Annotated in this window: 22 protein-coding genes; 16 read left to right on the top strand and 6 right to left on the bottom strand. The window is 47.6% G+C overall.

The window, feature by feature from the left end; all coding sequences use genetic code 11:
• On the bottom strand, nucleotides 1-578 hold a 578-nt coding region (locus tag BM358_RS26930), incomplete at its 3' end, for an NTTRR-F1 domain (protein WP_256253375.1).
• A gap of 436 nt (nucleotides 579-1014) precedes the next feature.
• On the opposite strand from BM358_RS26930, the gene BM358_RS17555 reads away from it, so the two are divergent.
• The 4 genes from BM358_RS17555 to BM358_RS17540 are packed head-to-tail and all read left to right on the top strand — an operon-like array spanning nucleotide 1015 to nucleotide 5181.
• On the top strand, nucleotides 1015-2130 hold the full coding sequence (locus tag BM358_RS17555) for an ABC transporter ATP-binding protein (protein ID WP_049828415.1): 1116 nt from the start codon (nucleotides 1015-1017) through the stop codon (nucleotides 2128-2130).
• Complete coding sequence (locus BM358_RS17550; protein ID WP_028541495.1) at nucleotides 2127-2849, top strand: ABC transporter permease; 723 nt, start codon at nucleotides 2127-2129, stop codon at nucleotides 2847-2849. The genes BM358_RS17555 and BM358_RS17550 overlap by 4 nt, the downstream gene beginning before the upstream one ends.
• 5 nt (nucleotides 2850-2854) lie before the next feature.
• The gene (locus BM358_RS17545) at nucleotides 2855-4246 is read left to right on the top strand and encodes a GldG family protein (RefSeq protein ID WP_023990074.1); all 1392 of its coding nucleotides are present in this window, start codon (nucleotides 2855-2857) and stop codon (nucleotides 4244-4246) included.
• A complete protein-coding gene (locus BM358_RS17540; RefSeq protein ID WP_028541496.1) occupies nucleotides 4243-5181 on the top strand; it encodes a DUF4340 domain-containing protein in 939 nt (312 codons plus the stop codon). The genes BM358_RS17545 and BM358_RS17540 overlap by 4 nt, the downstream gene beginning before the upstream one ends.
• Before the next feature lie 74 nt (nucleotides 5182-5255).
• On the opposite strand, the gene BM358_RS17535 is transcribed toward BM358_RS17540, so the two are convergent.
• Complete coding sequence (locus tag BM358_RS17535) at nucleotides 5256-5459, bottom strand: hypothetical protein (RefSeq protein ID WP_023990072.1); 204 nt, start codon at nucleotides 5457-5459, stop codon at nucleotides 5256-5258.
• Between the two features lie 186 nt (nucleotides 5460-5645).
• Between BM358_RS17535 and BM358_RS17530 the strand changes: the two genes are divergently transcribed.
• Genes BM358_RS17530 through BM358_RS17520 form a run of 3 tightly spaced genes read left to right on the top strand, consistent with a single transcriptional unit; the run spans nucleotide 5646 to nucleotide 6901 of the window.
• Nucleotides 5646-6002 (top strand): hypothetical protein, encoded by a 357-nt coding sequence (locus tag BM358_RS17530; protein ID WP_025719486.1) that lies wholly within the window; start codon nucleotides 5646-5648, stop codon nucleotides 6000-6002.
• Nucleotides 5945-6187, top strand: a complete 243-nt coding sequence (locus BM358_RS17525; protein ID WP_071642683.1) for a helix-turn-helix domain-containing protein — start codon at nucleotides 5945-5947, stop codon at nucleotides 6185-6187. The genes BM358_RS17530 and BM358_RS17525 overlap by 58 nt, the downstream gene beginning before the upstream one ends.
• Before the next feature lie 54 nt (nucleotides 6188-6241).
• Complete coding sequence (locus tag BM358_RS17520) at nucleotides 6242-6901, top strand: hypothetical protein (RefSeq protein ID WP_028541497.1); 660 nt, start codon at nucleotides 6242-6244, stop codon at nucleotides 6899-6901.
• A 116-nt stretch (nucleotides 6902-7017) separates the two neighbouring features.
• Here the strand turns inward: BM358_RS17520 and BM358_RS17515 are convergent, their stop codons facing one another.
• Nucleotides 7018-8595, bottom strand: a complete 1578-nt coding sequence (locus tag BM358_RS17515) for an esterase/lipase family protein (protein ID WP_028541498.1) — start codon at nucleotides 8593-8595, stop codon at nucleotides 7018-7020.
• A 195-nt stretch (nucleotides 8596-8790) separates the two neighbouring features.
• On the opposite strand from BM358_RS17515, the gene BM358_RS17510 reads away from it, so the two are divergent.
• Nucleotides 8791-9753, top strand: a complete 963-nt coding sequence (locus tag BM358_RS17510; protein WP_028541499.1) for a YhcN/YlaJ family sporulation lipoprotein — start codon at nucleotides 8791-8793, stop codon at nucleotides 9751-9753.
• A 105-nt stretch (nucleotides 9754-9858) separates the two neighbouring features.
• Here BM358_RS17510 and nagA read toward each other — a convergent pair whose 3' ends face one another.
• The 3 genes from nagA to BM358_RS17495 are packed head-to-tail and all read right to left on the bottom strand — an operon-like array spanning nucleotide 9859 to nucleotide 12672.
• Nucleotides 9859-11079, bottom strand: coding sequence for an N-acetylglucosamine-6-phosphate deacetylase (nagA, locus tag BM358_RS17505; RefSeq protein WP_028541500.1), 1221 nt, complete (start codon nucleotides 11077-11079; stop codon nucleotides 9859-9861).
• Nucleotides 11076-11804 carry a glucosamine-6-phosphate deaminase gene (gene nagB, locus BM358_RS17500; RefSeq protein WP_028541501.1) on the bottom strand — a complete coding sequence of 243 codons (729 nt, stop codon included), beginning with the start codon at nucleotides 11802-11804 and terminating at the stop codon, nucleotides 11076-11078. Before nagB ends, nagA begins: the two co-directional genes overlap by 4 nt.
• 1 nt (nucleotide 11805) lies before the next feature.
• Nucleotides 11806-12672, bottom strand: a complete 867-nt coding sequence (locus tag BM358_RS17495; RefSeq protein ID WP_023990065.1) for a MurR/RpiR family transcriptional regulator — start codon at nucleotides 12670-12672, stop codon at nucleotides 11806-11808.
• Between the two features lie 357 nt (nucleotides 12673-13029).
• Between BM358_RS17495 and BM358_RS17490 the strand changes: the two genes are divergently transcribed.
• The 8 genes from BM358_RS17490 (at nucleotide 13030) to BM358_RS17455 (ending at nucleotide 20044) form a co-directional block, all read left to right on the top strand.
• Nucleotides 13030-13308, top strand: coding sequence for an acyl carrier protein (locus tag BM358_RS17490; RefSeq protein WP_013311713.1), 279 nt, complete (start codon nucleotides 13030-13032; stop codon nucleotides 13306-13308).
• 49 nt (nucleotides 13309-13357) lie between these two features.
• On the top strand, nucleotides 13358-14551 hold the full coding sequence (locus BM358_RS17485; protein WP_023990063.1) for a radical SAM/SPASM domain-containing protein: 1194 nt from the start codon (nucleotides 13358-13360) through the stop codon (nucleotides 14549-14551).
• 55 nt (nucleotides 14552-14606) lie between these two features.
• A complete protein-coding gene (locus BM358_RS17480) occupies nucleotides 14607-15983 on the top strand; it encodes a preATP grasp domain-containing protein (protein ID WP_023990062.1) in 1377 nt (458 codons plus the stop codon).
• Nucleotides 15984-16000: 17 nt separating this feature from the next.
• Nucleotides 16001-16249 carry an acyl carrier protein gene (locus tag BM358_RS17475; protein ID WP_025719468.1) on the top strand — a complete coding sequence of 83 codons (249 nt, stop codon included), beginning with the start codon at nucleotides 16001-16003 and terminating at the stop codon, nucleotides 16247-16249.
• A gap of 37 nt (nucleotides 16250-16286) precedes the next feature.
• Nucleotides 16287-17372, top strand: coding sequence for a hypothetical protein (locus BM358_RS17470; RefSeq protein WP_023990060.1), 1086 nt, complete (start codon nucleotides 16287-16289; stop codon nucleotides 17370-17372).
• Nucleotides 17373-17441: 69 nt separating this feature from the next.
• Entirely contained in the window at nucleotides 17442-18434 is a 993-nt protein-coding gene (locus BM358_RS17465; protein ID WP_028541503.1) for an ABC transporter ATP-binding protein, read from the top strand.
• Nucleotides 18424-19230 carry an ABC transporter permease gene (locus BM358_RS17460; protein WP_028541504.1) on the top strand — a complete coding sequence of 269 codons (807 nt, stop codon included), beginning with the start codon at nucleotides 18424-18426 and terminating at the stop codon, nucleotides 19228-19230. The genes BM358_RS17465 and BM358_RS17460 overlap by 11 nt, the downstream gene beginning before the upstream one ends.
• Before the next feature lies 1 nt (nucleotide 19231).
• Nucleotides 19232-20044: an ABC transporter permease gene (locus BM358_RS17455; protein ID WP_023990058.1), complete on the top strand. Its 813-nt coding sequence runs from the start codon at nucleotides 19232-19234 to the stop codon at nucleotides 20042-20044.
• Nucleotides 20045-20063 lie beyond the last annotated feature (19 nt).

Genomic DNA, 20063 nt, shown 5'->3' with positions numbered 1-20063 from the left:
CCCGTGGCACCAGTAGGTCCGACAGGTCCAGTAACACCAGTGTCGCCCGTAGCGCCCGTAGGCCCGACAGGTCCGGCTGGTCCTACAGCTCCAGCTGCACTTGCTTTAACAAGAGCAATAGAATCAATGGCTACATCAGCAGTGTTAGCCAAGGCATTTTTACTAATAACCAAAAAGGCATAGGCTGCGTTGGCTGGAACAGGAGCTGTTACTTCATATAGGCTTTGCCATGTTCCGTTCACAGCGTCTGGCAATGTGCCTGAGCTCAAATAGGTAGTTAGCCCCGTGCCAAGGAAGCTAAAGGCTGCGTCATAGTAATACAGAAATATGTTAACTTGAGGACTGGACAGGCTTCCTACTTTTGCAGCTGAAAGGCTTAATGTATAGCTTTCGCCTGGTGCAGCAAAAACGACCTGGGAAAGAGATGCATCTACTGCGCCTCCTGCCAGGATCGCACTATAAAAGTTTGTCTTTTTTACAGATAAGTTAGTGACAGTCACATTGACAGAGCTCCAAAAAAGGGTTGATCCGATCTCGAAGTCGCCGTTAGAAACTAGATTGGTAAACAATACACTCATCGCTTTTATACACTCCCTTCACACGTTGTAATGATAGTAGATGCGAATCCATATCCTAGCGAACCGTACAAGTTTCCGAGGGCAGATGTGTATTTTTGTGTTCACATTTCAGACACATTATTTTAAGCTTCTATTTAAGTGACGTTAAGCTGGAGTTATATGTGGGGGATTATCATTAGAATTTAAAAGTGTAGCATAAGGTGCGAGGAGACCGCTCCGCGAAGGCTTTGGGCTTCCGATCGCTGTTGCCGTGGGATTTTTTGTGATTAAGTAAGACATGTAAAGGTAAGAATCCTACAGCAAAGGCGAACGCTGGCGCTTCTCCAGCTTCAAATCCTCCGCTTCGCTGCTACCCGCTACTCATGCAACATTTTAGGTGGGAGGGAAGTAGGGGAGCAGCAGGGAGAAGATTACGATAAAAGAAAGGGTGGAACATGTGCTCAAAGTGCAGCAGGTGAGCAAGTGGTATGAGGGCAACCGGGGGGTACATAAGCTGGATTTTGAAATGCAGCGCGGTGAAATTGTTGGTTTCCTGGGGCCGAATGGTGCGGGTAAAACGACGACGATGCGCATGATTACAGGGTATCTTCAACCCAACGAGGGAGTGATTACGATTGACGGTATCCCGATTCAGGATAAGGGCAGACAGGCCCGTTCCAAAATCGGTTATCTGCCGGAGACTCCCCCTTTGTATGAGGATATGTCCGTAAGATCCTATTTAAAGTTTGTAGCTAGTATTCGGGACGTGCCTGCGAGAGAGCAGAAGCTGCGTATTTCGGAGATGATTTCCAGGCTAGGACTGAATGGGCGGGAAAAACAATTAGTCCGCAGTTTGTCCAAAGGGTATAAACAGCGCTTGGGACTGGCAGGTGCGATTATTCATAACCCGGATTTATTGGTACTGGATGAACCGACCTCAGGTTTGGACCCCAATCAGATTTTGGAGATTCGTCAGCTCATTCAGGAGATTGGCGAAAATCATACGGTATTGCTAAGTACGCATATATTGCCTGAGGTGGATGCTTTGTGCAATCGTGTTCTCATCATCCATGAAGGGAAACTGGTCATGGATGGGCGCCCTGACGCGCTCGGCGGTTCGATGGAAGATGGATTCAAGGTGAAGGTGGAGGTCAGAGGGAAGCGTGAACAGGTGCTGGATGTCCTGCGTACTTGGGGAAAAGTAGAGGTTGAATCTATGGCGACCACGCTGCCTCCAGCGAACACGAATCTGACTGCCGCAGAGCCAGATATGACCGGATTGCTACTCACAGGAGCCTCCGGTGAGGATTTTCGCGAAGAACTATTTTATGTGCTGTCTGATGCGAAACTTCCGATTTTGGAGATGAAAAAAGAAAGTCTTAGCTTGGAAAATATCTTCCAGCAGTTAACGACCCGCGAGACGGAAGAAGGTCAGGTCAGCGATCCAGCAGTACAAGACCTACATTCCTCGGATACTGCAGCACCTACGGCCATCACGGTGGAGCATGGAGAAGCTGCGTCCAGCGACGATAAGGCTGAAAAAGATAAGGATACAGGAGGTAATCGGTCATGAGGCGTTTGTTCGCGGTCTGTCAAAAAGAGCTGCAAGCCTATCTGTGGACACCAACGACGTATTTTGCGCTTGCAGTGTACATGCTGCTGACGGGGTTACTTTTTTACACAAATTTTGTTATGTATCAGCCTAGCATTCTGGACTATCGGCTGGTACTCGGTGACACCTTGTCCATGCTGGTGTTCGTCGTCCCATTGCTCACGATGAGGCTGGTTGCGGAGGAATTCAGACAAGGTACGGATGAACTGCTGCTTACCTCACCTGTGAGTGTGACGGAAATGATCGTGGGTAAATTTTTGGCGTCGCTGGGCATGTTGCTCATATTGGTGCTGTGCAGTCTAGCGTATCCGGTCGTGATGTCCTTTTATGGGAAGCTGGATTGGACGCTGGTATTAACATCTGTGATCGGTCTGTTCATGCTTGGCGCAGCCATGATGGCGATCGGCTTATTCGCTTCGACGCTTTCACAGCATCAGATGATGTCGGCGGTCGTCAGTTTTATTATTTTACTTGTGTTCTGGATGCTGGATTCGTTTGGTGGACAGACGGGTGCATCTGCGGCGGTACAGCAATGGCTGGAACCTTTTTCACTAACCGCACGGTTTGACAGTTTCACCAAAGGATTGCTGAATGGAGCCGATGTGATGTACTACGTGACGGTGGCGGTGCTCTTTTTGCTATTCAGCATCCAAGTGGTTGAACGGAAACGGTGGAGGTAATGAATATGAAAAAATGGCTGGGTCATACCAATAGTGTGGTACTATCGATTGCTGCTGTAGGGATTTTTATTTTATTGACGTTATTTCTGCGGTCGTTAGGTGGCTTTCAACTGGATCTGACGGCAGGCAAGCAGTATACGCTGTCTGACCAAACGTTGACGACCATCCAGGGTGTAAAGGAAGACGTACGGCTCATTGCTTTTACCGTATCCACTTCACAAAATCAGAAGCTGAACCGGGATGTTACGGATATGCTGAATGAATACGCCAAGCGTAACAACAAGCTCAAGGTCGAGCAATACGATCTGAATCAGGAACCGATACTGGCCAAGCAATATGGTGTTACTGCAGCGTCTATTGTGTTGGTGCAGGGGGAGAAGAAGCGGGTTATAGATATTGGGAGTCTATTTACGCAAGCTCAGGGGAGTGGCGAAGGGGCATACCAATTTACCGGGGAAGAAAAGCTGACTAGTGGACTGTTGGGATTATCATCTACCCGTCAAGGGAAAGTAGCCTTTCTAACTGGACATGAGGAAATCCCGTTGTCCCAAATGACTGAATTAAGTAGCTCACTGTCACAAGATAATGTGAAAACAGAGGAAGTTCAGCTCAATCAGGCGGGGAGCGTGCCCAAAGATGCGTCTGTATTGGCTATTGTCGGACCAGAACGTGATATCAGTGCAACGGAACTGAAGAGTATTCGTACGTATCTGAATGATGGCGGAAAGCTTTTTATGGCACTAGGCTTTCACCCGAACATGGGGTCCGATTGGAAAAACCTTGATGCATTAGCCGCTGATTATGGAGTGAAGGACACTCATGCCATCGTGGTGGATCAGGAACAGACGAATACACTTGGACCTCTATGGACGGTTCCTACCTTCGGCAGTCATGCGATCACCGACAAGTTGGCGGCTTCCAATCTGTACCCGGTTCTTTCACTGTCTATTGCTTTGCAGGCAGGAGAGCAGAAGGATTGGAAGACGACGCTTTTGATGAAATCTTCTGCAGCCAGCTATGGCGAAACGAATATCCAAGGGCTGCTGAACAACGAAACGCAGAAGGATGACAAGGACCCGCAGGGGCCGCTGAATCTCGGTTATGCGGTAGAAGGGAAAGACGGCAAGCCCAAAGCCGTTATTCTCGGAACGTCTGCCCTTTTAAGCGACACTGAGATCAACACAGGAGGCAATCGAGACTTTGTGCTGAACAGTCTGAATTATGTGCAGGAACATTCTGATGGGCTTACCATTCGTCCTCGTCAGGAGCAGGATTATAAGGTAGCTTACTTGACTCCTGCACAAGCAAAAACGATATTGACCATATCTGTCATCGGATTGCCGTTGCTATTCGCGGTCATCGGAATCTTATTATGGTGGAGGCGAAGAAGAGCATGAGAAAATGGATACCCACAGTGCTACTGTTAGTTGTATTGGGAGCGGGTATAATCTATGCAAAGAGCCAAAACTTCTTTCGTGAACAAGCGCCGGCGGCTCGCCAGCTGGTTCAGCTTACGCAAGAGAATATTACGTCTTTCGCGATCACAGGAAAGGACGGCAAGTCGTTGGAACTTGAACAACATGATGGTCAATGGAGTATGAGCAAGCCACGGACTTACCCGCTAAACCAATATACAATAGACAATTGGCTAGCAGCGATTCAAAATGTAAAGTTGGGTGAAGTGGTGGAATCTTCCCCTACAGACGTAGCCAAATATGGGATCAGCGCTACCCATGATCAGATTGAGATTAAGACCAAGAAGGGCGACGTTCGTACCTTTGCCTTCGGTGAAACGTTGCCTTCCGGAGATGCTGTTTATGTATTATCAGACAAAAAAGAGATAGCTTCTGTACCTATAGATACACTTTCAGGGTTGTTGCTGGGTGCTGATGATTTTATAGATACAACGCCGTTCGATTGGGACGATACCAAGCTGAGCGGAATAGAGTGGGAAGGCCAAAATTCTTCATGGATGCTCAAATCCTCCGGTAACAGCGGAACCGGAGACAGTGCTTCCACATCTTGGACGCTGAACGGAAAGTCAGTAGCCAATGACACGGCGACTTCCCTCTCGCAGCAAATCAAAAACCTGGCTAGCAGTCAGGCCTTGCGCAAAGCCTCCGAGCTGAGCAAGCCTGTTCACCGCTTTACGCTGAGTATATCGCTGGGTAAGGATGATTCCCAGCTGGTCTATCAGGGCTGGACGCTTAACGATGATCCAGATACCGTATGGGTTGTGCCGCCACAAAGTAACTGGGCTTATGGTCTGTCAGTATCTGACGTGAACCGTACTGAACAGAATGGCCACGACCAAGCTCAGACTGGAAAATAATCATTAGAAATTAAATTAGCGCACAAAGAGGCTCCAACGGCGGATGATCGTCGTCTGGAGCTTCTTTGTGTTCGTTATTCGTCAGGTTTGCTGCTTTTGGAAGAAGAGCTGTTATTGTCGTTTAAATCTTGGATAACCTGAATCAGCTCATGAAGTGAGAGATCCAGCTTATCCAGCTTTTCTTCCATCGTGTGCAGGATGTGCCGCAACAAAATAAAACAAAGTCCAGCCGGAAAGCCTACGTTGGTAACCAGAGAAAGAGCATCATCCATTTGCAATGTATTCCCTCCTTTTTAGCCATATATAAAGGAAGGTAAATTAAAAGAACCATATACAACTGCATGTAAAAATAGTATAATAAATAAGAACAAATGTTCTGTTTTGGTTGTAAAATAGGTTTGCAAATTACCCTATAGTATGAGGATTTAGAAAAAGTCAAATCCAAAGAGAAAGGGTGATTTACAATGGATAAGTCTCAGCTAACATTGGTGGAACAATATCGAAAGAAGCTGTACCGCATTGCCTGGAGAATCCAGTATCGTGCTCGGGTACAAACCAATCATGAATTTGTAATGGAAAAGAACGAAGCCGTCAGCGCCCCATCTTTTACAGAATCTTCAAACTCTAATATGTACACACTACAGCTTATCAACTCTCTATCTTCTGAGATCGGAAAAATGATCATCTTTGACCTTTACATACTAGACAAAACCGAAGCACAGATTGCAAAAGAGTTAAAGCTATCCCAACAGGCGGTGAATAAATGGAAAAAGAAAATGCTCAAAGAGTTATTTCGGATGCTGAGTTCGTCCAATTGCTAAAATTAGTACGAAGTGGAGATCAGGAGGCCATGTGTAGGATACTTCAATTGTTCGAGGAAGACATTCAAAAGACCAGTCGGTATATTCGTATGTCCCGTGAAGATGCTGTCCAAAGCATTGTGACTGATTTTATAGAAGAACTGCAACAAGAGTTAAAGACAGTAAAAAGTGGACAATGGATATAGCCTTGGCTATCCTTATCCGTAGATTTACTTATTTAACGGAGGGCTTATAAGTTTATGAGTGATAACAGGGCTTCTTTTGAAAAAAGTATGAAGATGTACCCAGTCAACAGTATTCGTTCCAATGTCATCATTCTTGTTTCATTACTGTTAGATCTGTTTCTAGTTATCCCCTTAGTGGGAAATCCATACATTGCAGTTTACGTTTATGTACTGTTGCCACCGATTGTTATGATAAACATTTGGGCCCTTGTACTGGTCATCATGCCACGCAAATTGCAGTTGAATTACATTTTATTCCGTGGTGTATTTGGTTTGGTTTGTTCTATTGGCTTCATGATCATGACACAAAAGTTTGCTTATGGCATGTTGGATCTGGATACTCCATGGTATTTTGTAGGTTCTTTTGCCCTTTATGGAGTGGCCTTGTATTACTTTATAAAATATAATTTAACGAAATTCAAAGATCCTTCAAATCATAAGAAGAAACCAAAGTTTAAGGAAAAAAACAAAAGAGCGCCTGTAGTAACTATCACCACATTTACTGGGGCTGGTTATCTGATAGCTAATGTTTCCCTCGGATTCGCTACACAACAATTAGTTGCCACAGTATTGATAAGTGTATACTCGATGCTGGCATGTGTTCTTTTTCATTTTATTATGGATTTACACCGCTACTATTGGCTTCATAAGCTGAGGAATCAGACAACGGATTGAACACAACGAATGCCTTACAAAGTATTATTTCTATCAAGATGTTTTGTAATGAAAAAAAGCCTGCAAACGCCCCAACTATAATGGGGGTTTGCAGGCTTTTTAGGTTGTAGATTTATTTAGTCAACATACTTGTTGCCGTCAGCATCAATATAAATGGATTGAACAGCTGTGCGGCGGTACGGATATCCAGCCTCTGTGGTGCCGCTAATTTCATAGGTTACAGAATAGATGCCGGGCTTGTCCGCTTTGGATAGCTCAATTTGTCCGGTAGGGTTAACGTTTTTTTGCTGTACGGTCAAACCTTTGGATGCAGAAGTGACTCCTTGCTGCGGATCACCATAATATTGAACTTGGTAGGTGACTTGTGTAACACTGTTCGGGGAATCCTGTGGTTTCAAATTTAGCTTCGGGCCCACTGCATTCAAATTATATTTCAGCTCAGGAACTTGAACAGCCTGGTAACGTGCAATCAGGAGATACGCTCCATTATCAGGAACCGTTACGTTCAGTTTATAGGTGCCCGGTTTTGGATTTTGAATGACGGCGTTATGATGCCAGGCACCAGCAAAAATATCGTCATCATAGCCTGCTTTCAGATTAATAATTTCACTAGTACCGTCAGGCTTGGTTAGTTCCAGTTTACTCACACGTTTATCGCTGATCCAGTCCAGATCAATGGATTTTACACCATTTTCAACAGTGAGGGTTTGTGAGGCTTTTCCATTATAATCGCCGCCTCGGATAAAATATGAATTATCGATCTCGCTATAGGTGGATTGTGAAGCAGAAGCAGTCAGGGAAGATGCTGAAAGTGCCTCAGTTTCCTGATTCAATGCTGGAGTGTTCGCTTGGAGGTAGGGTTGGATCAGGGAGAAGACGTAAGAACCGGTGCGAACCTTGGCATGATCCCAAGATCCGACTTTAACTACACGTCCGCCGGGAAGCTTAGCGTTGTCGACTGTGACCACTCCATCATTCTTACCAAAGGAGGAGAGGTAAAGTCCGCCCAGTATGTAGGAAGCAGTGCCGCCAGACCAGTTATCACCAGCAAACGTGAAGAATGGAACTGTAGTCGCATTACTAAGTGAATCGGTCTTGGTTCGGAAATACTTCATATAAGATGTTTGTAAAGTGGAGGTACCGGGATTTTGTGACCCGACGATATCTGCCAGCCATCCGGCCCAGCTACTGTAGGCGAGATCTGCAAGTTGTGAACCATGATGAGGACTGCTGAGGGTGATGACACGTTGTACATAAGGAGCGGCTCCGTTATATACGAGAGCGGTTTGAGTATCCACTCCACCTTTGCTGTGGGCGATGACGATAAGCTTTTTTCCAAAGTGATTGCTGATGACCTTAATTTTGTCGGCCAGAAGCTTACCATTGTCCCACATATCTTGGGATGTGCCAGTTGTATCGTACAGATTAATGGTGGCTGTCTGGTATCCGGCGTCACGTGCGCGCTGAAGCATATCGTTATCATTCTTGGTCCAGACTTCAGCGCTACTGTTCAAACCATGTACGAACAATAGTGCGGGCTTGGCTGGATCAACGCGATTAGGTGGTGGACCTTCTGCCCAGCTTCCGGCGGGATCTTTTGGGGGTTGGGGTGTAGTGGAGCCTGCAAAAGCGCCAACGGGGACAAGAGTAACTGATAACAAAAAAATGAGCATCAAAACGGTGATCTTTTTCAAACTGAAAATCCTCCTTTGTAAAATAAAGTATTTTTCAAGCTTATTATACATGCCATCTTGTGGTAAATCATCAATTGTATTTCATATTTACATTAAAATTTTATTTTTTTAGTCATTTTTTAGTCAGGATATCCCTATGATTCATAGCGCATGATAATCTCGTCACACATTTTATAATGTATGGAGGATGAGTTCATGCCAGGAACTAAGAAGGTCATCAGTTTTACGATTTCTGCTGCTTTACTCGCCAGTATGGCTGCTTTGACCGGGTGCGGAAATGCCGATCATAACGTTCGTACGAACAGTACACGCTATAACGCGCAAAGCACACATCATATGGATGGTGTGAACCGTTATGGTATGGATGGTGTCAATCGTTATGGGGTTAAGTCCAATGGTATGGACGGGATGGCATTGAATGAAAATGCCAACCGAACCGGACATCCAGTCCGTAATCTGCAAGTCGATCGCAATTTGTCCAAACGTATATCCGAGATGCCGGATGTAAAGTCTGCGACAGTGCTGGTCGGTGAACGGCATGCCTATGTAGCCGTTTCCTTGAAAGACCAAGCCAACGGAACAGGTGTTGGTGCTCCAAGTGTTGACGGTACTCCAAGTGCAAATAGTATTGGACGTAACGGGAATGTACCAAGTGTGAATGGCGTTAATGGTACTAGAGGAAACCGTACTACGGATACTACAACGCCTGGAATGACAGACAATGGAGTAACCGGGAATGGAACACCTGCGCGTCGTGATGACGGTTTATTCGGTACGATGGGTACAGGCTCGTACGGTATGTTGCGTGGCTTGACGGACAACAATCGCGCAAATACCGGAAACACCACCATCGAGGGAGCAAGAACTGCATATGAACCAAGTGATGCAGTCAAGAGCCGTATCGCTAATAAAGTGAAGCAATTTGCGCCTTCGATTGAACAGGTGTATGTATCCGCTAACCCGGACTTTGTTAAACAAGCCACTGACTTTACACACAGTGTGCAAAATGGTCATCCGATTAGAGGCTTGAGCAATGAAATGGTGGATGTGATTGAACGTGTATTCCCGACTCCGGCGGCTGGTACAAACCGTCCAATGGAAAATACAGCACCCACACGCCCACAAAATCATACGCCCGCGCCAATGAATCATCGCTAATTCAAACCCTATAAGTGTGTGCAATGCCAAAGAAAGAGCTATCCATCTCAGCGAATACGCTGGTGGATAGCTCTTTAGTTTTGGGGAATGATAACTATAACTGAATTATTTGCGCAATCCTTTAATCCATACGCCTTGCAGCCTTAAGTCTCCATCCAGTAACAGGATGTCTGCTTGTTTACCTGCTTCAAGCGAACCTGTACGATCAGCAATGTACAAGGATCGAGCCGGATTCAGGCTGGCCATTTGTGATGCCGCGGGAATACTTATACCCACATGTTGAACCAAATAGCGGAAGCCTTCAATCATCGTTAATGTGCTTCCTGCCAAAGTGACCCCATCCTCCAGTCGCGCTACACCGCCCTGCACGATCACCGGCAAATCGCCGAGCGTATAATGACCGTCTTCCAGACCAGTAGCAGACATGGCATCTGTGATGAGAATGAGATTATGATCCTGCTTTAACTTAGCGAGCAGGGAAATAGCGGCGGGATGGACATGAATGCCGTCCGCGATGATTTCTGCTTCAATGCGCGGATCAGCGAGTACGGCTCCGGCGGCTCCCGGCTTGCGATGATGCAGCGGAGTCATAGCATTAAATGCATGCACCGCATGATTCAGACCCGCCGTCGCTGCCTGTTCAACCTCTTCATACGTAGCATCCGTATGACCGAGAGCCGCGGTAATGCCATGGCTACGCAGCCATGCAATCAGTTCCAGCGCTCCTTCCCGTTCGGGCGCAAGCGTGAGCTGGCGAACAAGGCCTGGATAGCGCTGCTCCCATTCTGCCACCCATGAGAGATTCGGTGGCACGATATGTTCTGGGTTTTGCGCTCCAGGCCAGTTCGGACTGATGAACGGCCCTTCCAGATGTACGCCCTCCAACTGAGCATAGGGCATAGGTAGTGCCATGTATGCGTGAACTTCACTCAATACCCGGTCAATCTGTTCCTTGGGCGCGGTCATGGTGGTAGCCAGCATAGCCGTCGTTCCTTGTGAACCGTGAAAGGAGGTGATCGTATCCAGCACCCTTGAACTGGAGTCCATAAAGTCCTCACCGTTACCGCCGTGAACATGAATATCAATAAAGCCTGGTAGCAGATATCCTCCTTCCAAACGCACAATGTTTGCGGTTTTCGCTGCGGTTTCTTCCTGATTTGCCAAGACTACCGCTGTCCAATCGGCGGGTAAATGCTCTTCTGAACCAGCGTATACAATGGATTGCCCCTCAATGACGACAACCCCTTTTTCAATGATGTCATTTCCAACGACAACTTGCCCATACAGTAGCTGGGGTACGTTACCACTCATTTCATTTGACTTCAATTGAACCCTCCTCCCGCTTTCTGATCCAGTAAAATAAGTACGTTGGGGTGACATTGCAGCAGAGAAGCCGGACACTCAGTCGTGACAGGTCCAGTTAAAGCCTGCTTTATAATGTCGGCCTTATCCGCACCAAAAGCCACCAGTATAATTTGCTTCGCTTTAAGAATCGTGCCTACTCCCATCGTAACTGCTTGCCTGGGTACAGCATCTATATCGCCAAAAAATCGAGCATTCGCCGAGCGCGTACTTTCTTTCAAATCTACAACATGTGTGGCTCCAGTCAAGCGGTGACCAGGTTCGTTAAAGCCGATATGACCATTATGACCAATGCCAAGCAATTGCAGATCCACGGGTCCATGGTCCAAAATGGCCTGCTCGTGCGCTGCACATTCTGCTGCCAGATCCAGTGCATTCCCGTCAGGGACACGTGTATGGGATATCGGAATATCGATATGCTGGAACAAGTGCTCATTCATAAAGCTTCGATAGCTCTGCGGATGTTCTGGGGGAAGACCAACATACTCATCAAGATTCACGGAATAGGCTCGTGCAAAACTGACCTGTCCCTTGCGGTACATATCTGCAAGATGTTGGTAAATGCCAATCGGCGTACTACCGGTGGCCAGGCCAAGCATGGCCTGTGGTTTGGATAGCAGCAAGCTGGCGATCACAGCGGCGGCAGTAGCGTTCAGGTCCTCACGGCTGTTCAAAATGCGTATGTTCATCTTAGTGACCCCCTGGTTGTTTTTTGAGCTTGCTCACTTGTTGATACGAACCTTCCAACCTCGGAATATATTTGTCAAAATCTGCGCTCACCATACCTGTAAACAGAATATCTATGATATGAAGCTGGGCGATGCGGGAGGCCATATCCCCACGTCGCATTCCTTCCTCCAATGAGGAGGAAAATAGCGCAATATCCGCAAGGCCTGCCAGCGTATTGTTTCCGAAGGAGGTCAGGGATAATGTCTTGGCCCCCTGTTCCTTTGCACAACGTAGAGCCGCAATGGTCTCCTGGGTTTCCCCTGAATAAGAGACGGCGAAGGCGACATCTCCCGCTCCGAGCGAGGAGGCAGAGGTAATCTGCATATGCGAATCTGCAAAGGCAGTGCTGTTCTTGCCAATACGGATGAGCTTCTGGTAAAAATCCTGTGCCACAATCGACGATGTCGCCATCCCATAGAGATCAATGCGGCTCGTGGCTGACAGCCATGCAATGGCCTGCTCCAGCTTGTCGTAATCCAGCAGTCGGGTCGTGTCCGCAATGGATGCGGTATGGTTCGCCTGAATAGCCTGCACGATTCGGGAAAGTGAATTTCCGGCGACAATATCCTGATAGGATTCTTCACCATTACGGTTGGAGTGGGACAACTCGGCGGCCAGCTTCATTTTGAAATCGGGATAGCCTTTAAAATGTAGTGATTTGCAAAACCGCGTAACGGTCGCCGCGCTCACACCACAACGCTCTGACAGCTCCCGAATACCCAAATGCAGCACATCTTCCGGGGATTGCAGGATGGATTCCGCCAGCTTGCGCTCCTGTACGGGAAGCTGCTCCAGTCTATGGGCTAATGTATGAAGAATGGGGGACATGAGCTGTGCTCCTTTGGCTGTAGAATGTTTGTGTAAAAAAAAGTATCGTATACAAGAAGAATATAAGGAAAAATATTTTCATGTGTATTGTAAAATAATTCTGCCGCTCATGCAAGAGATGTGAGGAGAATTTTTATTAGATTTTGCGAAAAAATAGGCGGCGAAAATTGTAGAAGTTATCATACATTAATTTACATATTGCGAGTTTTACTTACAAAACAACCTATTGACTTGTCTCTTCATTGGAGGAGTATAATTGAATAAAGTTCCAGTGAAGGAATTTTTCTAGGAGCTTTCTTTGCAGAGGGCATCGTTGGGTGGAACGAACAGAATCTCATTCACAAGGAGGAGTTTGCTATGCAAAGCCAAGTGATTGAAATGATCAGCGCGGTTAAGGAAGATCCTGAACTGGTCGCTAAGCTGGATGGACATTCGGACATTATTCATGATGCCGGACTGGATTCGTTGCAGTTGGTTCATTTCATGCTGCAAGTGGAGGATGCGTTTGATGTGGAGATTGATTTTGATTCCTTTGAGCTAGAGCATTTGAGCTCGGTAGATGCGTTTTGCAGCTACATTCAGGGGATCAGCGATGCGGAACAAGCGCCGCACCTGGAGGGAATGGAGACGGTCTGACGTACAGCTTGGTACATGTGCCTGAAAATCCATTAAACGAGGTGTTAGCATGCAGCCCAAAAGCAATGTGCTGATTGATGAGAAAGCGTTCAAGCTCATCAAGCGTAACCTGAAAAACGCTTCTGTATCTTACCGTAACGCCACACAGGACCCTACTTTCAAAACGGACATGCCCCAGACGATCGGCATTAAGCTGACCAACCGCTGCAACCTGAGATGTACACACTGTTTTGAATGGAACGAGGAAGGCTACCATCACCAAATGGATAAAGAAGAACAAAACATGGATCTTGCTCCGGACATGCTCCGGCAGATTTTGAGCGAAACCAAGGAAGCCAAGTCCAGACTGTACATGTGGGGCGGCGAACCGATGTTTCACCGGCGTTTTGATGAAATTTTGGACGTGCTGGCGGAAGATCGGCGCGAAATGACCTTTTGTACAAATGGATTACTTATTGATAAATATTTGGACCGGATTTTGGATTTGTCCGAAAATCTGGAGTTATTAATAGCGATTGAAGGTTTTGAAAGAGAACACGATCTAATTCGCGGTAAAGGCACCTTTCAAAAAACAATGCGGCAGATGGATAAGCTGATTGAACTGCGCGACCAGGGATTGTACAAGGGACGGGTAACTGTCCATGCGGTCATTAACGATAACATGATCGGACGGATGTACGAATTTCTGCAAATGCTGGAGGACAAAAGGCTGGATCTGGTGCTGCTGACGTTCCCCTGGTACATTTCCAAAGAGACCTCCCTCAAAATGGATGAATATTTCACACATAATTTCTCCTGGCTCCGACAACTTGAAGAAAAAAATATTAGTAGCTGGCATGCTTTCAAATATAAAATCAACCCGGATAACATCGATCCTCTGATGCAGGAACTACAGCGGATCAATGAGCGAGTATGGAACATTCGCGTGCGCTATCAGCCCGGTTTGGATTATGAGGAAATTGATAAATTTATACATGGCGAGGAAATGGTTAGCCGTTGTTCCAATCATTGTTTGGCGCTCACCTCCAGAACAGATATTTTACCAGACGGGAAGGTCATGCCTTGCAAATTTTTCAGTGAGTTCACGATTGGAAGCATGCGTGAGCACAGTCTGAAGGAGATATGGAACTCAGATGCGTATGAGAAAACTCGTCAAAAGATTAATCATGAAGGATTGACTCCGGTGTGCTCCAAATGCAGCGTATTGTATCTGCACGGGGCAGGCTCTCTGAAATACATTTAGTTTTCTATGGATGTTGTTTGTTACTGGATGGAAGAGAGAGGGATGATGACAAGACGTGACGACTAAAACTATTAACCTTGTGGAAGCGCTTGCGCATGAACGGGATCATGGAGTCCTGATTTGGCTGTTTAATATCGGCGCAGAGCAAGTGTGGCATCCATCCCCCCGCAAGGGGGGCATGGTAGACCGGGATGAACAGCAAGTCGTAAACCGGATGGAGGAAATGAATCTCCTGCTATGTCGAAGTCAGGATGTCATTGTACTTCGGGAACAGCCGGATGAGGCGTTTCTGGACATGCTCCAACGGTTGGGCTTTAGCCTGCCGCGTATTGAGGTGCCGGAGCCTTCTGATCCGCTAACGCCGATTTCAGAGCTGGTGCTGGCGGATGAGGCGCTTTTGGCACGACTGCGCACGGTTGCAGATGCAGGCCACAGCAGCGGCGGAGCCAAAGCGTGGCTCGTCCCCTATGCGGTCACACCGCAGGAGGAAGCGATTGCGGAGCTTTGCGGGCTAGAGCTGATCGGTGCTCCATCCGCGGTCAGTGCTCAGGTGAATGATAAAATATTCAGCCGCCTGACCGCGCAAAAGCTTGGTTTTGCCGTCAGCGAAGGCGCTGTATGTGCAGACGAATCGGCGATCCGCAGGGAGTGTGCCAGACTGGCTGACTTATCGGATGGACCTGTGAAGCTGATTATCAAGCAACCGCACGGTGCCTCAGGACAAGGCATGTATATGCTGGACGAGCTGTCCAAGCTGGACACACTGCTGAGTGTGATGAAGCGTTTTGGCGGCTCGTCGCCATCTTCCGGCGGTTGGCTGGTGGAGCGCTGGCACAATAAGCAGATGGATCTGAACTACCAGCTCTGCATTGACGAGGGCGGTGGTGTGACGATGTTTTCGCTAAAAAGGCAAAACGTGGATGGCACCGTATATATCGGATCTCAAGTGCCGGCTGAGATTGGCGATGCGCTGGAGGAAGAAGTGAGACGCTGCGCTTATCAGCTGGGTACGCATCTCTATTCCATTGGGTATACGGGAATGGCCTCTATTGACGGTTTTGTTGACGAAGAAGGTTTGCTGGTTCCAGTCATTGAGATAAATGGTAGATTTACGTTGTCTACCTATATTTCGTTCCTGTCATCCGTCCTGGGAGAACAGCATAAAACATTATCCCGTTATTACCGCAACGTTACCGCTACACCTCTCACCTACAGCCGCTTGTGCGGGTTGCTCGCGGAGGAGGGCTTGCTCTATACGCCCGAACGTCCAGAAGGGGTGTTTGTGTATACGGCGGGTACATTGTCTGGTATTCCTGTGAAGCGGGGCTATGTGAACCGGATTTTCACACTTATTTTGGCAGACAGCTGGCAGGAAGCTGATGCTTATGCGCACAAATTGGAAGGTATTATTGCTGGATTAGGATGCTCATAAATTGGAGGGAATCAAGAATGAAAACAACAGATGTATACCATGTAGTACCCTTGCTGGAAAAGATTTTGAAGCTGGATTCGGGAGAGCTGGAACAGTTGACTCCGGATCAGGATCTGCGAACCTTGGGGCTGAATTCCTTATCCGCTGTGGAATTAATTGTAGAGTTGGAAAATGAGCTTGATATTACGATGGAGGACGACGATCTAGTGCTGGAGCATCTATCTACACTGCAAGGCATCGAGCGTCTGCTGGGCAAATATGCATAAGGGCGCTGAAAAGACAAGGTTGATGCAGGGATCCGATATGGAGACTCGTCATGATTCCGTTGTGGACTATGGTGCAGAAGAAGTCGCAAACGCTCTTCCAGGGAAACATTGTGTATATTCTTCCCTGCGTACCTCATTGCGGAGGTACGGGGTGAACATGGCCGAATCCGAGCTATTCATGCTGTGTGGAAGTATGTGCGCAGAGTACGGTGGAGATTTGAAGCGCTTCGGACCTGAGAAATATCCGGAGCAGCTTCAAGAAATGGCAGCCAGTGGTGGACCTGTTATTCGGGTGGAACCGTGGGTCGCTGGTGTCAGCGATGAAACCAACCTGTTGCAGGTACTCACATCGGGCTACGGTACCATGCTGCATACGTCGAGCACCGCTTTAACCTATCACGATGTATATGTGAAAAATTACCCAAGGGGCCACGTGATTGAGTTATGCGGGTTGGACTTGCAAGAACGGACAGCACAGGTGAATGACAGCTTCCTGCTCGATTCCTCGGGACATGCCATGACTTATGTGGGCTCAGCCCGGCTCGACGATCTGATGCAGGGCATTATTGAGTATGCATGGCTGGTGGAGCAGCCTGCCCCGCTTTCGCCAAGTGAGATGCATGCTGCGTGTGCTCATCATATTCGACAGTATTTGACTGGACACGAAGCCATCTGGAGAGGCGTACCTACGTCTAATGAGTCGGAAAGTCAAACGGGGAAAGCTGTGACAGGCAAGCAGGTCAAGCGGGGAGATGAGGGGTACCGGGCATTTGTCGGTGACTTCCGTCTGTTGGCAGACATGGAGGATCAGGATTTTCGGACGTACTGTCATGAAATCTATTACAATCTGCGATTGGGCAGTGCTCTTCATTTGACGGATTATACAGCTGATTATTGCCTGCTGCATCAAGCCACGCTGGGACCACAAACACAGCATGTAATTGAATTGGCACAGGCGCTGTACGCGGATTGGCACAAGCTTAATCTGCATATTTACAAAACAGGGCTTCAATTGCGCAAGCATCGGATGCCTGAAATTACGGAACGAGCTTTGCATTTAATTGAAAGACAGCGGCATATGCTGGAGGAACTGATGATTTTAGCAGAGAAAGCAGCCGAGTAGTCCAAGCATTCGGCCGTATAAGAAACGTTCATCAGGTGTCCTGCACAGAGGAAAGAGGAGGGGAATTGATTGCCGTCCATTACATTAAAGCAATTGTCGAAAACATTTACGTACTACAAAAAGGAGCCGGGCGTGCGCAAATCGTTACAAAACTTGTTCAGGCGTGAGCAGCTGACCAAAGAGGCTGTGCAAAATGTCAGCTTTAGCATTGAGGAAGGCGAAATTGTCGGATTTCTCGGTCCAAACGGGGCGGGCAAAACAACGACGCTCAAAATGCTGTCTGGCATTCTCCATCCCACGGACGGGGAGGCATCGGTACTTGGCTTTACCCCGTGGAAACGACAAAAAGAGTTTAAACGTCAGTTTTCCATTGTAATGGGACAGAAAAACCAGCTCTGGTGGGATTTGCCTGCAAGCGAGTCATTCGAGCTGAACAAGCTTATCTATGAAATCGATGAAAACCGTTATAAAGAGGCACTAGAAGAACTGGTCACCCTGCTTGGGGTGGAGGAGCAGCTTCATGTGCAGGTTCGGCGGCTGTCTCTCGGCGAGCGTATGAAAATGGAACTGATCGCCGCGCTGCTGCATCGTCCACGGGTCATTTTGCTGGATGAGCCGACCATCGGACTGGACCTTGTTTCTCAGCGGCGGATTCGAGAGTTTTTCAAAGCCTATAACCGCACGCACCGGACGACCATCCTGCTGACAAGCCATTACATGAAGGATATTGAGGATTTGTGCAGTAGATCCATCATTATCAGCGGGGGCAGATTGGTCTATGACGGAGACTTACACAAGGTGAATGAGGTCATCGGTGCCCGTAAATTACTCAAGGTTCGACTGGAGACTCCCATATCCAGCCTAACGTTGGCGAGCCTCGGCAAACTTCGCTCCAACTCGGAGCTGGAGGCGGTATTTGAGCTGGATGCAGAAGATACCTTGGCTTGGTCCAAAAAGATTTTGGACGCACTGCCTGTCGTTGATTTTACGATTGAGGACGTCCCGCTGGAAGAGGGGATAGCCAATTTGTACGATGGGGGCAGGCTGGCCGATGCGAAATAACAAATATGTGAAGGTACTCCAGCTTGGTATGCAAAACGAAATGGAGTATCGGGCTAATTATTGGCTCCAAATGGCGGGATTTATGTTGCCGATCATGACGCAAATTTTTCTCTGGCTAGCTGTATTCGGTTCTTCGGGACAAGCAAGAGTGCTGGGCTATTCTCTGCCAGAAATGCTGGTGTATGTGGTCATGGCGGGAGTAACTGGAAAACTGATTGCTACGGGCTTTGAATACGAAATTGCTACAGATATCAAGGAAGGTGGACTGGCAAAATTCATGGTACAGCCTGTGCATTATTTTGCTTACCGTTTTTGCCGGTTTATCGGAGGCAAAGTCATACAGTCTGCGGTCGTGCTGCTGGCGGCTGCTATTTTGCTGTTATGTCTTAGCCTGGAAGGACAAATCAGCTTCGGGCTATCGTACATCCTGCTTTACATATTGGCGTTGCCGGGAGCGCTTGTGCTTAATTTTGTGGTCTATTATGCGCTGAGCGGCATAGCCTTTTGGGTGACGGAATCGGCGGGACTATTTTATACGCTGTCGCTTGTCATTTACGTAGCTAGCGGTACCGTGTTTCCGCTGACGATTTTTGGAGATGTTTTGGCCCGTCTGTTCAGTCTGCTACCGTTCAGCTACACCGTATTTTTTCCGGTGAATGCGTTGACGGGCAAGCTGACTGTGCTGGAAGCCGCTAAAGGCATTGGCGTGCAATGGCTCTGGATTGTAGTGCTGGCGGCCCTATCACGCTGGGTGTGGCAAGCCGGGGTCAAACGCTTTGTCTCGGTGGGGGGTTAACATGAAAAATGTTTTCCGAAACGTTAGGCGCTACATCAGACTGTACTGGAAGTTTGTCCAGTTTTCTGTCATGTCGCAGATGGAATACCGCATTAATTTTATAACTGCATTTCTGGTTGAAACGGCTTATTTGCTCATCAAGCTGCTGTACGCATCGGTTCCATACCGCGCTGGGACGGATATTAATGGCTGGTCTCCTGACGCCATATTGTTATATATCGGCGTGTTTACGATGATGAGCGGATTTTATAGTGGATTGTTCTACAGTAATTTTACAAGCCTGCCTGACAAAATTCGTACCGGCTCACTGGACGTGCTCATGACTAAACCCGTATCGCTGCAATTTATGGTAACACTGCGTCAATTTGAATTGGGCTATACCGTGCCGAATGTAATTGGCGGCGGAATTATGACAGGGGTCGGCTGGCAACGACTCGGATTGCCGTTTAATTTTGAAACTGTAGGAGGGTTCTCTGTGCTGCTTGGATGCGGGGTGCTTACGGCATACTCCGTATTTTTGCTCCCTCAACTGCTAGCCTTCTGGATCATCCGCACGAACGGCGTTACGGAGCTGTCCAACAGCATTTTCGAGACAAACTATGTGCCGATGGCCGTGTACAGTAATCTGATTCAGCGTATCGGTTTGTTCGTGCTTCCGGTGTTTGTCATTTGTAATTTTCCGCCCATGTTCATTCTCGGCAAAATGGAAACCGGGTTAGTGGTATGGGCATTTCTCGCACCTCTCTGGCTGCTGGCGATCATCCGCCTGATATGGCAGTTTGCTCTACGTGATTATACGAGCGCGAGCCAGTAGCGCTACCGTGTAGTAGGCC

This window comes from Paenibacillus sp. cl130 (assembly GCF_900116035.1).
GTDB lineage: Bacteria > Bacillota > Bacilli > Paenibacillales > Paenibacillaceae > Paenibacillus > Paenibacillus polymyxa_B.
This window is presented reverse-complemented; position numbering and strand designations above follow the sequence as displayed.

Bases quoted from the DNA above. Each gene is read 5' to 3' on its own strand.
- BM358_RS17550 (WP_028541495.1), top strand. From the start codon at position 2,127: ATGAGGCGTTTGTTCGCGGTCTGTCAAAAAGAGCTGCAAGCCTATCTG.
- BM358_RS17495 (WP_023990065.1), bottom strand. From the start codon at position 12,672: ATGTCCCCCATTCTTCATACATTAGCCCATAGACTGGAGCAGCTTCCC.
- BM358_RS17520 (WP_028541497.1), top strand. From the start codon at position 6,242: ATGAGTGATAACAGGGCTTCTTTTGAAAAAAGTATGAAGATGTACCCA.
- BM358_RS17490 (WP_013311713.1), top strand. From the start codon at position 13,030: ATGCAAAGCCAAGTGATTGAAATGATCAGCGCGGTTAAGGAAGATCCT.
- BM358_RS17470 (WP_023990060.1), top strand. From the start codon at position 16,287: ATGGAGACTCGTCATGATTCCGTTGTGGACTATGGTGCAGAAGAAGTC.
- BM358_RS17525 (WP_071642683.1), top strand. From the start codon at position 5,945: ATGGAAAAAGAAAATGCTCAAAGAGTTATTTCGGATGCTGAGTTCGTC.
- BM358_RS17510 (WP_028541499.1), top strand. From the start codon at position 8,791: ATGCCAGGAACTAAGAAGGTCATCAGTTTTACGATTTCTGCTGCTTTA.
- BM358_RS17540 (WP_028541496.1), top strand. From the start codon at position 4,243: ATGAGAAAATGGATACCCACAGTGCTACTGTTAGTTGTATTGGGAGCG.
- BM358_RS17475 (WP_025719468.1), top strand. From the start codon at position 16,001: ATGAAAACAACAGATGTATACCATGTAGTACCCTTGCTGGAAAAGATT.
- BM358_RS17545 (WP_023990074.1), top strand. From the start codon at position 2,855: ATGAAAAAATGGCTGGGTCATACCAATAGTGTGGTACTATCGATTGCT.
- nagB (WP_028541501.1), bottom strand. From the start codon at position 11,804: ATGAACATACGCATTTTGAACAGCCGTGAGGACCTGAACGCTACTGCC.
- BM358_RS17485 (WP_023990063.1), top strand. From the start codon at position 13,358: ATGCAGCCCAAAAGCAATGTGCTGATTGATGAGAAAGCGTTCAAGCTC.
- BM358_RS17460 (WP_028541504.1), top strand. From the start codon at position 18,424: ATGCGAAATAACAAATATGTGAAGGTACTCCAGCTTGGTATGCAAAAC.
- BM358_RS17455 (WP_023990058.1), top strand. From the start codon at position 19,232: ATGAAAAATGTTTTCCGAAACGTTAGGCGCTACATCAGACTGTACTGG.
- BM358_RS17530 (WP_025719486.1), top strand. From the start codon at position 5,646: ATGGATAAGTCTCAGCTAACATTGGTGGAACAATATCGAAAGAAGCTG.